The 14,726-nt window shown below is 38.8% G+C and carries 18 protein-coding genes; 5 read left to right on the forward strand and 13 right to left on the reverse strand.

Annotated elements, in window-relative coordinates; all coding sequences use genetic code 11:
• Positions 1 to 143: 143 nt before the first annotated feature.
• Positions 144 to 656, reverse strand: a complete 513-nt coding sequence (locus ACX9YW_RS15090) for a YcxB family protein (protein WP_460347822.1) — start codon at positions 654 to 656, stop codon at positions 144 to 146.
• 178 nt (positions 657 to 834) lie between these two features.
• Between ACX9YW_RS15090 and ACX9YW_RS15095 the strand changes: the two genes are divergently transcribed.
• The gene (locus ACX9YW_RS15095; protein ID WP_460347824.1) at positions 835 to 2,220 is read left to right on the forward strand and encodes a phospholipase D-like domain-containing protein; all 1,386 of its coding nucleotides are present in this window, start codon (positions 835 to 837) and stop codon (positions 2,218 to 2,220) included.
• A 105-nt stretch (positions 2,221 to 2,325) separates the two neighbouring features.
• Here the strand turns inward: ACX9YW_RS15095 and ACX9YW_RS15100 are convergent, their stop codons facing one another.
• Positions 2,326 to 2,856 (reverse strand): nucleotidyltransferase domain-containing protein, encoded by a 531-nt coding sequence (locus tag ACX9YW_RS15100; protein WP_460347826.1) that lies wholly within the window; start codon positions 2,854 to 2,856, stop codon positions 2,326 to 2,328.
• Positions 2,857 to 2,999: 143 nt separating this feature from the next.
• On the opposite strand from ACX9YW_RS15100, the gene ACX9YW_RS15105 reads away from it, so the two are divergent.
• Positions 3,000 to 3,506, forward strand: a complete 507-nt coding sequence (locus ACX9YW_RS15105; RefSeq protein ID WP_460347828.1) for a GNAT family N-acetyltransferase — start codon at positions 3,000 to 3,002, stop codon at positions 3,504 to 3,506.
• 33 nt (positions 3,507 to 3,539) lie between these two features.
• On the opposite strand, the gene ACX9YW_RS15110 is transcribed toward ACX9YW_RS15105, so the two are convergent.
• Together ACX9YW_RS15110 and ACX9YW_RS15115 are read right to left on the reverse strand one after the other, a co-directional pair.
• Entirely contained in the window at positions 3,540 to 3,947 is a 408-nt protein-coding gene (locus ACX9YW_RS15110; protein WP_460347830.1) for a GNAT family N-acetyltransferase, read from the reverse strand.
• 20 nt (positions 3,948 to 3,967) lie between these two features.
• Positions 3,968 to 4,348 carry a YkvA family protein gene (locus ACX9YW_RS15115; protein ID WP_460347832.1) on the reverse strand — a complete coding sequence of 127 codons (381 nt, stop codon included), beginning with the start codon at positions 4,346 to 4,348 and terminating at the stop codon, positions 3,968 to 3,970.
• Between the two features lie 195 nt (positions 4,349 to 4,543).
• Here ACX9YW_RS15115 and ACX9YW_RS15120 point away from each other — a divergent pair, with 195 nt between their 5' ends.
• Positions 4,544 to 4,723, forward strand: coding sequence for a Spo0E family sporulation regulatory protein-aspartic acid phosphatase (locus ACX9YW_RS15120; protein ID WP_460347834.1), 180 nt, complete (start codon positions 4,544 to 4,546; stop codon positions 4,721 to 4,723).
• A gap of 262 nt (positions 4,724 to 4,985) precedes the next feature.
• Here ACX9YW_RS15120 and ACX9YW_RS15125 read toward each other — a convergent pair whose 3' ends face one another.
• From ACX9YW_RS15125 to ACX9YW_RS15135, 3 genes are all read right to left on the reverse strand, one after another.
• Positions 4,986 to 5,471, reverse strand: coding sequence for a tetratricopeptide repeat protein (locus tag ACX9YW_RS15125; protein ID WP_460347836.1), 486 nt, complete (start codon positions 5,469 to 5,471; stop codon positions 4,986 to 4,988).
• Between the two features lie 16 nt (positions 5,472 to 5,487).
• Positions 5,488 to 5,625 carry a hypothetical protein gene (locus tag ACX9YW_RS15130; RefSeq protein WP_460347838.1) on the reverse strand — a complete coding sequence of 46 codons (138 nt, stop codon included), beginning with the start codon at positions 5,623 to 5,625 and terminating at the stop codon, positions 5,488 to 5,490.
• Positions 5,626 to 5,709: 84 nt separating this feature from the next.
• Positions 5,710 to 6,192 (reverse strand): hypothetical protein, encoded by a 483-nt coding sequence (locus tag ACX9YW_RS15135; protein WP_460347840.1) that lies wholly within the window; start codon positions 6,190 to 6,192, stop codon positions 5,710 to 5,712.
• Positions 6,193 to 6,397: 205 nt separating this feature from the next.
• Between ACX9YW_RS15135 and ACX9YW_RS15140 the strand changes: the two genes are divergently transcribed.
• On the forward strand, positions 6,398 to 8,119 hold the full coding sequence (locus ACX9YW_RS15140) for a S41 family peptidase (protein ID WP_460347842.1): 1,722 nt from the start codon (positions 6,398 to 6,400) through the stop codon (positions 8,117 to 8,119).
• Between the two features lie 60 nt (positions 8,120 to 8,179).
• Here ACX9YW_RS15140 and ACX9YW_RS15145 read toward each other — a convergent pair whose 3' ends face one another.
• Together ACX9YW_RS15145 and ACX9YW_RS15150 are read right to left on the reverse strand one after the other, a co-directional pair.
• Entirely contained in the window at positions 8,180 to 8,518 is a 339-nt protein-coding gene (locus ACX9YW_RS15145; protein WP_460347843.1) for a YmaF family protein, read from the reverse strand.
• 127 nt (positions 8,519 to 8,645) lie between these two features.
• Entirely contained in the window at positions 8,646 to 9,110 is a 465-nt protein-coding gene (locus ACX9YW_RS15150; RefSeq protein WP_460347845.1) for a GNAT family N-acetyltransferase, read from the reverse strand.
• Between the two features lie 122 nt (positions 9,111 to 9,232).
• Here ACX9YW_RS15150 and ACX9YW_RS15155 point away from each other — a divergent pair, with 122 nt between their 5' ends.
• Complete coding sequence (locus tag ACX9YW_RS15155) at positions 9,233 to 9,610, forward strand: hypothetical protein (RefSeq protein ID WP_460347847.1); 378 nt, start codon at positions 9,233 to 9,235, stop codon at positions 9,608 to 9,610.
• Between the two features lie 107 nt (positions 9,611 to 9,717).
• On the opposite strand, the gene ACX9YW_RS15160 is transcribed toward ACX9YW_RS15155, so the two are convergent.
• From ACX9YW_RS15160 to ACX9YW_RS15175, 4 genes are all read right to left on the reverse strand, one after another.
• Positions 9,718 to 11,124, reverse strand: coding sequence for a M20/M25/M40 family metallo-hydrolase (locus tag ACX9YW_RS15160; RefSeq protein WP_460347849.1), 1,407 nt, complete (start codon positions 11,122 to 11,124; stop codon positions 9,718 to 9,720).
• Between the two features lie 190 nt (positions 11,125 to 11,314).
• A complete protein-coding gene (locus tag ACX9YW_RS15165; RefSeq protein ID WP_460347851.1) occupies positions 11,315 to 12,481 on the reverse strand; it encodes an ABC transporter permease in 1,167 nt (388 codons plus the stop codon).
• 13 nt (positions 12,482 to 12,494) lie between these two features.
• Positions 12,495 to 13,697 (reverse strand): ABC transporter permease, encoded by a 1,203-nt coding sequence (locus ACX9YW_RS15170; protein WP_460347853.1) that lies wholly within the window; start codon positions 13,695 to 13,697, stop codon positions 12,495 to 12,497.
• Positions 13,698 to 13,710: 13 nt separating this feature from the next.
• Positions 13,711 to 14,646 carry an ABC transporter ATP-binding protein gene (locus ACX9YW_RS15175; protein WP_460347855.1) on the reverse strand — a complete coding sequence of 312 codons (936 nt, stop codon included), beginning with the start codon at positions 14,644 to 14,646 and terminating at the stop codon, positions 13,711 to 13,713.
• Positions 14,647 to 14,726 lie beyond the last annotated feature (80 nt).

Below are 14,726 nucleotides of genomic sequence, written 5' to 3' on the forward strand. Positions count from 1 at the left end.
CAAAACTCCTTACATAGTTTGTGAATGATTTCATTTTACGGTTGATTGGAGGATACCAAACCGCATAGTTAAAGGGTAGCTACCGCATCAATTTAGAGGTGTACCGCAACAAGATGGGGGTGGTACAAATAAAAATCCCCCTTTTAAAGGGAGATTTTTGATTGTATGAAACTCTTTAATTCTTCAACGTTTGGAATGTCACGCTTTGGAAGGATATAAGCACTGACAGCACTATTGTATAGGTATAAATGATGTTGGTCCTCCTTGAAATCTTTGATACCGGACCAATTCACCTTCGTTTCTCCGTTTTTAGTTGTGTCGATGAGCCCCTCATCCGAGATATGTAATATGTGTTCGCCAAGCAAATCGTCATTTCTGCCTTCCCTAGTCATCTTTCTAACTTGTTTAACGACGTGGCTATAGAAATACTTTGGAAAAAAAATATACCAAAGAATAGCAAATAATAGGAATATCGGAAGTGAAATGGTTAACGGAATATCAGATATAAGCGAAAGGACGTAACCGAAAAGCAATAAGGTAATCGGTGTAAAAATTCGTTGAATCATCAAAGCCTTGTTAGCAGACTTTGAATTTTTCATATGAAACAAATTAAAGTTTAAATAATCTTTTTCTGTCAGATTGTATTTTAGCTCCATTCTTGAATCACCTTTACGTATTTTTTTATAGTATAACAAATTATTCGTTTAATGATAGCAATCTGACACTCACACTTTCATATTGAAACAAAAATTTGTACAAACTAGAAAAACGAAGGAGGGATTTCTAATTGTAAAACGTATTTTTAAAACCCTTATTCTTTTCATTTGTATTTATTTGGTTTATGCCACCGTTTTTGCGGCAGTCATTTTTTATTATAAAGAACCTGGACATAGTAACTATGCTAAGAAACATCCTGTTGAACGCTTTTATGGAAAAAATACTTCTCAGGATCGCGTGGTTCTTTTAGAAGAAAAGAAGTTTTCGGCATTGGCTCGGATTAATTTAATTGAAAATGCGCAAGAATCGATTGATGTTGCTTATTATGCGATTCACAAAGGATATATTAGCGATTTATTAATCGGCATGATATTGGATGCAGCTGACCGCGGTGTGAAGGTGCGGGTTCTATTAGACGGGATATTCCATAATTTACGTGGAGAATACAAAGGCATACTGTATGCCTTTATCGGTCATCCCAATATTGAAATTCGGTATTACGAGCCGTTTAAACCTTTAAAGCCTTGGACATGGAATAATCGTTTTCACGATAAACTACTGATGGTTGATTCTAAGTATGCTATCATCGGTGGTCGAAACATTGGCAATCGCTATTTTATCCAGGAGGGTGACAAAGCGCCAACCAGTGACCGGGATGTGCTAATTATGAATACAGACCTGCAAAATGCTGCAACAAGTGTCATCGCCGAGATGGAAGGTTATTTTGATGAGGTTTGGAAGCATCCTTATACCGTTAATCCAGTTAAAAAATTATCATCAAGCCAGTATGAAAAGGGTGTTGAAAAAAGTAGGCAGTTAAAAGATAAGTTTCATCAATTGCAGGATTTAGACCCTAAATTATTCCATCGTAACTACGATTGGATGAAATTGTCGGTACCAACAAAAAATATTACTTTTCTGCACAATCCACTGCAACGTTTTAATAAGGAGCCATGGATTTGGGAGGAATTGAACAATTTAATGGCATCCGCTAAGAAGTCAATCGTGATTCAAAGCCCGTACATCATCCCGACAAAGCAAATGCGAAAATTTGAAGGTGAATTGGGGGTTGGGAATGAAAAAGTAACAATTTTAACCAATTCATTGGCTTCCACCGCTAATGTAATTGCTTTTTCAGGCTATATTAGACATCGCGATGAGTTGATTAAGCGCGGTTTTCATGTGCTGGAATATCAAGGCCCAGATTCCCTACATGCCAAAACCTTTATGTTTGATGACCGGTTGAGCGTGGTTGGCGCGTTTAATATGGATTCTCGCTCCACCTTTCTGAACACGGAATCTATGGTGGTGATTGATAGCATAGAGTTTGCTAACGTGTTAGGTAAAGAGTTAGAGTATTATTTCGACAAAAGCTTGGAGGTCACAAAAGGTGGCGGATATTGGAAGGGCACGAATGTCGATGAAGGCGAGTTTTCCTTTGTGAAATCCGCTGGCGTTAAAGTGTTGAGTTATGTAACGATGTTATTTCAGCATTTGTTGTGATTGTCGGTAATGATTGAGGACAAATTCTTTTCTTTTGGGAAGGGAAATGTCCTCAAGATGGCTTATTGAGGACATTTTATCAGCTTCGAATGAACTGAAATGTCCTCAATCCCCTTTTTGAACTTCATGATTATTGGCAATCATCCCCCTAAGTATCTCAATGCTTTTCAAATCTTTCGCACGAAGCTTGCGTCCAGTCCCTTCTTCGTACACTAACTTCTCTTCCAATAGCTGCTCTAAGCTCAAAACATGGGCTGTGATTCCTTCCAACCTAAGTGGCTCCGCCTGGAGTGCATTCCTCTGCCATTCCCAATCCGGAAACCCGTTTGCTATAATTCGACCATCTTCTGTTAAGTTAACAAAAACAAGGCTGATATCGACATTATTTTTAAGAAAGTCCGTTTGGAACTTCCCAATCGGAATCAGCTGATAACCCGTTGCAACTAACAGCTGTTCTAGCGTTTCCCGATTCGAAGTCAATGTAACTAAATCAAGATCCGAATGTTCCCGGGTTATTTTTCCGATGTGAAAATCAATCGCCCAACCGCCACGCAACCAAAACGTTACACCTTGAGATTGCAATAGATCGGACAATTCCTTTAATATTCTTAACTGAGTAAATGTTTGTTCATTCACTTATAATCACACTCCTTTACCAAAATATTCTCTCTCCAATTTAAATCCCCTCTTTCTTTTCTGAAAAAATTCATGCATTAAGGTGAAGTATTGTAAAATGGAAAATAGAATAGATTAAATAACTAGGTGGTAAGGGGGATCTTATGAAGGTATTGGAAACTGAAAAATTGATTTTAAGGTGGTTAACAGTCGAAGATGCACCGTTTATTCTCCAATTATTAAACGAACCCTCTTGGATTAGATTTATTGGCGATAAAGGCATTCGCACTCTTGAGGATGCTCGGAACTATATAGTGGACGGTCCAATCGATATGTATGCCCGATTGGGATTCGGACTCTACCTAGTAGACTTAAAGGAAAGTCAAACCCCTATTGGGCTATGCGGTTTGATTAAAAGAGTTACTTTAGTTGATATCGATATTGGCTTTGCCTTTCTTTCGGAATACCAGTCGAAAGGATATGGTTATGAGGCTGCGGCAGCTACCTTGGAATATGGGAAAGAGCAGTTAGGTCTTAAAAGAATCGTCGCCATCACCACCCAAGATAATCAACCATCCGGCAAGCTTCTTGAGAAAATTGGCATGAAGTTCGAGGGATTAGTTAGGCTATCCGATGAAGAACTGAAATTGTTTGCAGTTGATTTTTCATAATACGAAAAAAGCACTTCCGCTTAAGAAGTGCTTTTAAATATCTTTCGTAAAGATAATCTCCATAGCCTGGCTCTCCAATATTAAACAGCCCGCTTCCTTATAATTTAGTTTTCGGTAAAAATGCTGAGCATTTTCATCCGTTTGAGTCGAGGTCATCACAAGATTAAAACCTTTGCTTTTCATCTCATTTTCCCAAAAGTGTACCAAATCTCTCCCCCAACCCTTTGAACGATATTCTTGATCGATAAATAGCATATTCATAAACGGAATATTATCCCAAAAATAACCATAGCGAAGCCAACCGATTCTCTCGTTTTCATCATTTTCTAGAATAATCAGTTCCTTCGCAACTATTTTTCCGAGAATAAGTTCCTTGGGCAAATGTTTGTCTTTTATTTTTATAAAATCGTAATCCGAGTCGTTTGCATAACGGATGCTCATCTTCATTCCTCCATCGAATGTCACATAATCAGATGATAAATTTTGAAAGTTAGCCAAAATATGATGATTAGCCACACCATGATAATCAGCGAACCTACAATCCAATTTTTCGGCTTGCCTTTTTTCATCATTTGGTTTGCCTGTTCCTCGCAATCAAGAATGACTTGCTTTGGGATCATTTTTAAGGCAAGGAAGATTCCTAGTGGCACGAGAATGATATCGTCTAGATAACCAAGAATTGGTATGAAGTCTGGAACTAGGTCAATTGGGCTGAATGCATATGCTACTACGCAGATGATAAAAACTTTAGCATACCATGGTACCCTGGTATCTTTCGATGCTAGATATAGAATAAATATTTGTCGTTTTAAATTTTTTGCCCAAGCTTTGATTTTTCCCATGATAACTCCTTTACTTTTTCAACCCGCTTAGAATTTCCTTTTTCATTTCTCAGCTTTTTCTTTAAAATTTTACCACAGTTGTCTATTCACTTTGAGAGTATCACCCAAAAAAGTGACCCAATAAATACATTAACTTTTGGTTTAGAGGAAAAATAACGAATGTAATAAAATTTTAGTAATAAGAGGGTCTAAGAAATGAACAAGAAACTTGAAGAAGAAAATGAACTTTGGACCAAAATTTGTCGTATCCGCGAAGAAATGGTTCGAATAGCTACAGAAAAGAATTATGATTTTCTTGATGATGAAGTTTTATACTTAAGTCAAGCTTTAAACAAACTTTTGAACGAATATGAAAAACTATTACATAGAAAATAAAAAATTCTAGCCAATGAAAAGTTCCATTTCCCATCTTCTTTGATTAGTTCATAGTTTATTTTTTACTATAGACTCTGGTGAAAGTAGAGTCGAATTATCATGAAGTAATGCCACAACGGTAGTTCTCTTATCAGTTCCTCCATAATCCTTAATTTGCATCACCTCAACAGGTACCCACTTTCTTTTCCAGTTTAATAAAAAAAGAGGCTTAATATACAAATTAGGCATCTTGTATATTAAGCCTCTTTTTTTAAGTCTTCTTTTATTCCCAAATTTGATCCAATTGATCTGAATAAAAATCAATGGCCCTTTTATATTTCAGAATGGAAGGGTCAGTGCTAGTATCCGTTAGATTTTTTAACAGAATCTCCATCGCCTTGTCATGTTCTTTAAGATTATATAAGGTCATTGAATAGAATACTTGAAGGGCACGATTATTTGGGAATAATTCTGTCCCTTTGACTAAAGTTTCTCTTGACTTTTCATATTCTCCTAGCGTTCGATATGTACTGCCTAATCCTAATAGAGCTCCTTCTAAATCACTGCCTGACAACCCCAATTTTATAGCATTTTCATAATAAGGAACTGCATTGGATTCCTCACCTAGTACATCATGGCTCCAGGCGCATTGATAATTTAGGAATGCGTCATCAGGGAATTCTTTTACCAATCGGAGAAATATATCATTAGATTCTTTATAATGCCCGCTCTTTCTTAAATCAATTGCTCTTGCTATTTCTTTCTCCATTCCATCCATCCCTAAACTATTTTTTCTTGGCAATCTCTTCCCTTAATTTTTTTATTTCTTCGGTTTGTGCCAAAATATTTTTATTTACCCCTCTAATAACATCATAGATTGCTAGAAAACCAACAAACAACAATCCTATAAATAAAAATTCCATTCTTCTCCCCTCCAAATACATCTACCTAATAAGACGCTCAAACATGCACAAAAGTTTCCATTAGACAGCGGTGCTGCGCTAGAATTACTTTAGTTCGACAACAAATGTATAGGAAACGGATCCGTTCGCCCAATTTGCGATAACTTCATATATATATTTACCTGATTCTGATGGAACAATGATTTGATTGACATCTAGTTGAATTTCTTTAAGGCGGCGCCCTTCTTCATTCCATAAGTAGACTGCCGCTATGTCTGGATCTTTTTCGATTTTAATACCGAGTTTTTGATTTGGTTTGACGTGAATTGGTTCTAAATATTGAGCCATTTGGGAAGGTCCAGCATGGTCTGTTTGAACAGTCTCCATTCCCAACCCCTTTCTCCGCTCCCATTTGTAGCCACCCTCTTCAATCGGAAATTCATCTTCACCAATCGTGATGAATGCAGCCATGTGTGGGGGAAAATTCTCATCGGTTAGATCTGTTGCGTATAACTTAAAAATAAAATAGGGTCCAACACCAATTATCAGTAAACAAAAAAAACCTAACAAGAGAACTCTCATTTTCAAAGCGATAACTCCTTCAGCTTTTTTTTCACCTTTAAAAAATACTATTTTGACTGGCATATAAAAATCTAACTTTATCAATTAATTATACATTAAAGTTAAGAAGATTCTAAACTTTTTGTAAAGTTTTTACAAAACTGGAGGATTACAATAAATCCAAGTCTAATATAGTTTATAAAATATTCTAATGGATTGGGGGAAAACATTAATGAAAAAGTTATGGATTATCACTTTCATTTTCATTTTATTATCTGGATGTAATCCCGCTAAGGATACTGTTAAACAAGAGGATATTGATATCAATATTAAAAATGTGAAAATTAATAATGAAATAACAGATTCTGAAACATCGATAAATCATTTATTCGTATTGGGTAAGGTATGGGGATTTTTAAAATATTACCATCCAAATGTAGCAGCCGGAAAGTTTGATTGGGATGCCGAATTGATGAATGTCCTTCCGCAAATTCTTGAATCTGATAGTTCACAGGAAAGGGATCGTGTATTAACAAATTGGATTACAAGATTAGGTACTTTTGATGAGGAAAAAAATCAAGCTATTGAAGAGGACATTATTTTTGAACCAGATTTAAATTGGATTTCCGAATTAAATTTTGAAGAAAGGTTAGAAACAAAACTAATTCAGATTAAAAATGCAGAAAGACCAAATGAACATCACTATGTGTACTTAGCTGAAAATGTTGGCAACCCTGTTCTAAATGAAGATTCATATGATTCTATGAGTTTCGAGAATGACGGGTACCGCCTATTGTCATTATATCGCTACTGGAATATCATTGAATATTTTTTTCCGTATAAGAATTTAATCGATGAGGATTGGGATGGGGTCCTGCAAGAATTTATTCCTAAATACATATCCGTTTCGAATGAACTAGATTATAAACTAACCATCTTAGAACTCATCGGTCGTGTTCATGACACTCATGCGAATATTTGGATGCAAGACGCTACATTAAATGAGTTCTGGGGAATACACTCTGCCCCGTTAAGACTTTCTTTTATTGAAAACAAACCCGTTGTCACAGGGTATTATGATGATGAGTTTGGTGAAAAGTCAGGTCTAATCAATGGTGATGTCATTATCAAAATTAATAATCAACCTGTTGAAGAAATCATCGAGGAAAAACTGAAGTATATCCCGGCTTCTAACTATCCAACAAAATTAAGAGATCTAGCGCCAAAATTATTACGAACAAATGAGGAAAAATTGAATGTTGAATTTATTAGGGCTGGGAAAACGAACCAAGCCCAATTAGAAGTATATTCATTATCTGTTTTAGGAAACCCTAGCGGATATTTAAAGTCCGATAAAGATGGTTTTAAAATGTTGGACTCCGAAATTGCCTATCTCTACATTGGCAATTTATTTGAAAGTGATTTACCAGACATATTGGAAAAAATTCAAAGGACGAAAGGTTTAATTATTGATATTAGAGGTTATCCTTCCGATAATGTCCTATATACCTTGGCCGAATTTTTACTCCCTGAAAAAACAGTGTTTACAAAGATTTCAAACGGAAGTATAGAAAACCCTGGTCTCTTTAAAATCGTTCGTGCATTAGAGGCTGGAAAAAAAAATAAAGACTATTATAAAGGAAAAGTTATTATTCTTGTAAATGAACAAACCCAAAGTGCATCAGAATTTGATGCGATGGCGTTTAGACAAGCACCCGGAGCGATTGTGATTGGCAGTACCACGGCAGGTGCCGATGGGAATGTATCGTTTTTTGATCTTCCAGGCGGAATTAATACGGCTCTATCAGGAATCGGCATCTATAACCCAGATGGGTCAGATACCCAAAGAGTTGGGATACTTCCGGATATTATCGTGGAACCGACAATAGAGGGAATTAGACAGAAGAAGGATGAGGTGCTTGAAAAAGCGATATTATTACTAAACGATGAATAGGTAGATTAACCAAATCGGTCACCAAGAATAAGCCTTGGTGACCGATTGTATTAATTTTGATTATTTATTTCCTGGTGCTGGTTTATCGACACCTTTAACATGGTGTCGATGCCCATTTTCTTCACTTGTATAAAAATCATAATAATGGACATGCATCCCATTACCTACTGGAATGGCTGGTCCGGAATAAGCCTTATAATGATGAGTATGACCATCTTCAAAAACGACATAGCCCTCTGTATAATGAATATGGCCATGATCAGCAGTAGGGATTGGCGGCGATGTTACATCTAAACATTGATGAACATGTCCAGCCTCCACGGAAGTATAATCAACTGAACCATGGTTATGATGAGGTACAAATCCATTTACAAAATCATCTTTACCAATATTAGCCATTATTTACCCTCCTTATAGAAATTCTTTAATACAGGGTATTGTTAAAATTTTTCAATTATGAACGGACAAATTGTTAAAATTTAGATACTTTCAAAAGTGTAAGTAGGAAAACTTTGAGTGGTGTGGTTTAGATAGATTTAGTGGCTGGTGTTAAGAATTTTACAAAATGAAAGCAGCCACCCGCTTGTTCAACAATTGTGTAGCCCATTTTTTGGTAGAGACGTATCGCAGAATCCCAGTCTTCGTTTGTTTCCAAGACTATTTCCGTTAGTTTTTTCGCTAATGCAACAGATTCGAGATATTCAATCATTCTTTTGGCGTATCCTTTACCACGGAAATCTTTTAAAACCGAAATCCTAACAATTCTGCCACAAGTTGGTGATTCTTGGATTAGTCCGCCGGTACAAACATATAGTCCTTCGTATTGGCCAATGACAAAGGTATCGCCGTTTTCGATAAAGGTTTTGTAGGGATGGTGCGTGTCTGGGATAAAGGATTCATGAATATTGCCGAAACGTTCGAAAAGTCCTTGATAAATAATTTGTTTGGCCATATATTGGGTTACTTGGTCTATGGTTTCCAATTTTAACATGGTGATTCCGCCTTTGATAGAATTATAGAGTTTATTGTACCAAATTCTCCTTTGAAACTGTATTAATCTCTCAGGACATGCATACATATGAAAATAGAATACTGAGACAAGGGGTTTTGGCCATGAATAAATTTTTGAGTTTAGTCGGAGTGCTATTATGCCTAGGGTTGGCATTTTATTATGATTCCTCGACGGCTTCACTAACGAATGAATTTCGCGCATCTATCCTCTATACCCCTGAGGAAATGGAGACCGTTTCTATGCAGGATGAGGTTAGGATTGAGGAAGAAACTGACGAAACTGACCAAACTGAAGGCATTATTCCAACCTTTGAATATCTTTTGGAAAAAACCGAAGAACTGGACGGTTATGTGGTCGAAACCTACCGTGAATACGAATTTTACCGAAATGACAATGGTCAGTTGCTAAAAAAAATTCCCACTAAGCACTTGGATTTTATTAGGTATAAGAAGACGGAAGCTAAGCCATTCGTGCGATAGGGAGTGCTCTTTTGGTAGCTGACTATTTGGGATATGTCTAGGGAAGTTTTATATGAGCAACTTGAATAGAAATGCTCAGAGCTTTAATTGCTCTGAGCATTTTTGTGTTATGCCTCTTTTTGGGCTACTTTTGCTGAATCTAGGGATCGTGCAAACCCTTGCAGCATGTAGGCCATATGGACAATCCCGTCCTCGAAGTCTTGTAATCTAATGGCTTCGTTTGGCGCATGCACCTTTGAACCAACCCAGCCCACACCTGTACTGATAATCGGCAGCTGTAACTTTTCGCCAAATTCAAACATCGGTCCAGTTCCCGCTGAGTTCGGTGCGAGAATCGCTTCACGACCATAAACTTCCTTTGCCGTTGAAGTGACATGGGCAATAAACGGATGGCTAAAATCTGAGCGATATGCCTTTTGTCCGTTGACCATAGTGACTTCAATATCATGGAAACTGTGTTTTGCTAAGTGCTTTTGCACGCAAGCTAAAATATGATCCGGATCTTGTCCAGGAACTAGGCGACAGTCAACTTTTGCCGTGGCGTTTTTAGGAAGAACCGTTTTGGCTCCTTCTCCTGTATAGCCGCTGACGATTCCACAAATGGTCATCGTTGGCTCTAGCACCATCGCTTCTCTTGGGTCTTGGCCTTTTTCCTTCGTAATCAACGGCCGTTTTAAACCATAAAGGTTGGAAACCGCTTGTTCATTGAAGGGTAGTGCATGTACTGCTTCAAGAACCTCAGCCGAAGGTGCCTCAACTCCATCATAAAATCCTTCTACTAAAATTTCATTTTGCTGATTTTTCATAGTTGCAAGCGCTTGGACAAGTCGCCATGCGGCATTATCGACATATGCTCCTACCGATGAGTGCATGTCGATGTCCGCCCCGGTGGCCGTCATCTCTAAGTAGGCCATTCCCTTGATGCCGGCGACCATGCTAATTCTATCCTGCTCGTCTTTGCCACCAAATTCCCAAATACAAGCATCCGCTTGGAAACGGTCTTTGTATTTTAGTAGATATGGGGCAAGGTTAGGGGAACCAACCTCCTCTTCCCCTTCAATAAGAAACTTTATGTTGCAAGGTAAGCCACCTTCAAGTTTTTGGAGCGTTTTAATGGCCGTTAATCTTGCCACCAAATCCCCTTTATTGTCAGCTACTCCCCTTGCAAACAGCTTGCCATCTCGAATGGTCGGTTGAAACGGCTCGGATTCCCATTCACCCAGTGGTTCCGGCGGTTGAACGTCGTAATGGTTGTAGAATAGTAGTGTTTTTGAAGAGTCCCCATGATCGCCGGCTGGAAAGAATCCATAGACGACAGGGTTTCCACCTAGGTCGTTGAGTACTTCTGTTTCTCCACTTGCTTCACGAATCATCCTTACAACATATTCGACGGTTTCAGGTATGGCTTTGTTTTGTGCTGAGATTGTTGGAAATTGCAAGTATTGCGATAGTTGATCGATAGCTTGTTCCAGTGAGTTGGTTACTTCAACTCTTAATTTTTGAAGATTGTTCATTTGGGAGCTCCTTTCGGTTGTAGGTTAGTTATTATTTCGCCAGGCGAAGGAAAACTCCTGCTTGTTTTTTGAAAAATCAGCAAACTTAAATTTAGGTTGAAATGATTAACTTACCTAGTTGAAATGATTCGGTAGGTTTTCTACCATTTCGATACAAAACCTACCGAAGTCGTACATTTATTCTTCCGAGCTACTCAAATCGTATCTTCCGCATCCCGAGTACTAAAAACAATACGGCAAATCCCATCAGTACCGCTAAGTTATCTACAATAGCACCGAGCCCTTTCCCACTGATAATGATTTCAGTGAAGCCGCGCATCGCCCATGTTTGCGGTAGAAATTCGGCGATTTTTTGCATGAATATAGGCTCGATCTCAAGTGGCCAATAGACACCGCTGATCATGCAGGTAGCAACAACTACCAGGTTTCCAATCGATGCTTGCTGTTCGACCGTTTTTACCATACCGGCAATAAACAAGCCGAGCCCGACAATCGCTAATAATAAGGCTGATACTAGTACAAACACCGATAGTGGGTTACCCCAACTTACATCAAACAAAACATTGGTTGCAATCATCAACACGCCAAATTGAATCCAGCCAATCAGAAAGAATGACATTAAGTAACCAAGGGCAATTTCAAACTTGCCTGCAGGTGTTGATAATAGCCGATACCAGACACCGTTTTTTCGCGCTTCCAAAATCGTTCCTGTCACACTCATCATCATGATCATCACGAACATAATTGAAAATCCGGATGCCCGTTCGGACATATTATTCACCTTAGTCACTGAAGAGTCCTTTTCATCGACCTTAACCTCGCGAATTTTCAACGGTTCGGAAGATGCTTGTTTCTCGATTCCAGAATACATCACTTCCCAAGATTCACCACTATACTCACTCCACTTCAAAGAAGCGGCTACCTCTGTTTTTATTTTCGCCAGTTTGTCTGCAAGGTACCCGTTAACCGTTGCGCTTGAGGTAAACTCGGGTATTTTTTGAAAGCTGATTAACGTCTCACCTTTCTCCAATAGCCCTTCCTGAAAGCCTTTCGTGATAAAAATGGCGGCCGGATATTCCTTTGAATCTAGCCAATTCATCGCCTCCTTAGCAGAAGCCATCTTAACATCAAATAATCCATTTCCTTGTTTCAACCCTTTAACGAGCGAATCCGACAAGGAACTACCGTCTTCATCGACCACTAAAACTTGCAACTTCTCCTCTGTTCCCCCACCCATTAGCGAGCCGAAAATAAACGTGAACAGTAGTGGCATCGCAAACATGAGGATATAGCTTTGGCGTTTTTTTAGTAGTCGGCTGATTTCCATTGTACAAATAGCCCATGATTTTTTTAACATTGAAAAACCCTCCTTATCGTGCCTTCAATCGCCATGTGCCGATTGTTAGCGAAAAGAATCCCATCAGAATGAGGACCATTATCGGAACCAACAATTGATCCCAGGTCGTACCTGTCATAATCTCAATAAAGCTCGTTAATGCCCATTTATTTGGGGTGATATTTGCAAGCATCTGAAGTGACTCTGGGAATACATAAATGGGAAGCATTGAACCTCCAAGGATGGAGAAAATTTGAATCCCCACTCCGGAAATAATGTCAGTTGTCTTTTCCTCTGACACAACAGCTGCGATAATCATCGATAAACCGGAAACCGCAACTGAGTAGGAGATTCCGATGGCCATGATTTGCAGTAGATTCCCCCCCCAGTCAACGTTAAAGAACAGCGTTGTCGTAACATAGAAAATCAGCATTTGAATAAGCGCAAAAAATAAAGTTCCTAAGAATTTCCCTATTAAAATCGAGCTATTGCTAGTTGGTGACATCATTAAGCGCGCCAAAGTTTCTGTACTGCGTTCTTGAATGATTGATTTCGCCCCCATTGTTGCATTAAATAGTAGGAACATTACTGCCATCGCTGCTGCATAATACTGCATGGATGACACCATCTTCTCGCCTACCGAGACCTCGGTTATTTTGACCTGGCCCTTTCCAGCCGATACGATATCGGCCATTATCTGATTAGCTTCCAATTTCAAATCGAGATTCCCAGTCATCACCTGTTGCGATTGTGATAAGTCGCTGATAACGGCATTTGCGCTTCCGGCAATCGTTTTGGCGCGTTCACTATAGGATTCGAGTACCGATTGAATCACGGATGCCTTGATTTTTTTATCAGAGCTAGAGAAAATCGTAACTTCCTTTAAGTTGCCATTATCGATGTCAGCTCCCCATTCTTCCGGAATCGCTAAGCCAACATCAATTTTCCCTGCGTCCATCCATTCTTGGAGCTGCTGCTCGGATTTGGCTTTTTTAACTGTGACAAACTCTAATTCTGGTAAAACTTCTTTTCGAAATTGTTCAGTCATCCTGTCTTGATCACCTTGATAGATACCGAGAGTCGTTTCACTAAATCCACCATCGCCACCCATGACGGAGCTTAAGGCCATACCTAGAATGGCGGTTAAGATGAGCGGCATTAAAATCATCGTTAAAAATCCTTTGCGGTCTTTGATGCGAATATTAAAATCCTTCCAAGCAATGTGTAAACTTTTCATCCTAAATCCCGCCTTAATCCCGTAATGTTCTTCCTGTTAACGATAGGAAGAGAGTTTCTAAGTTTGGCTCTTGCACTTCGAACGATAGAACCTGGATTTGATTTTGCAACGCGCAAGCTATGATGTCGCCAAAAGCCTGTTGATGATGTTGGACGAAAATCTCTAGCGTATTCGTCTCTAAGTTTGTAACGATTCTTTCCACTGTGGGTATGTTCTTTAGTCCAGCCGAAAATTTATCGTTTATAGATGTAACGTTAAGCTTAATCATCGTTCCACCCGCTAGTCGATTTACTAGTTCTGCCTTCGTTCCAAGAGCAATCATCTTACCTTGATCCACGATGCCAATTCGTTCACACAGGTATTCAACCTCTTCCATGTAATGGCTGGTGTAGATGACGGTCATGCCGTTTTCATTGAGACGTTTAACCGTTTCTAAAATATGATTGCGGCTTTGTGGGTCGATTCCGACGGTTGGTTCATCCATAATTAATAGTTGTGGCTCGTGCATAAGTGAGGCTCCGATATTGATGCGGCGCTTCATTCCACCGGAAAAAGTTTCTATTTTGTCTTTGGCACGGTCACGTAATCCGACATATTCAAGGACCTCATCGGCACGTTTCTTTGCCTGACTGGCTGATAAACCGTACATTTTCCCCCAAAAAAGTAGGTTCTCACGAGCTGTCATCGTTGGGTAGAGAGCAATTTCTTGGGGAACAATGCCGATTTTCTTTTTCACCTCTAAAGGTTGTTTCTTAACTGAGAGGCCATCAACCGTGACGTCACCGCCATCGTAATCTAGTAATCCACAAATCATTCCGATCGTCGTTGATTTTCCGGCACCGTTTGGGCCAAGCAGACCAAAGGATTCACCTTTTTTAACTGAAAATGAAACGCCACGGACAACTTCCTTTTTATCAAATGATTTTTTAATATCGCTTACTACTAACATGGTTCAGCACTCCTTTTAACTTCTTTTCTTATCCTAAGTGTATTTTAATTTGAAAAACTTTCCATGTAGCGCGCGATAGA

Source organism: Pseudoneobacillus rhizolycopersici (genome assembly GCF_054786815.1).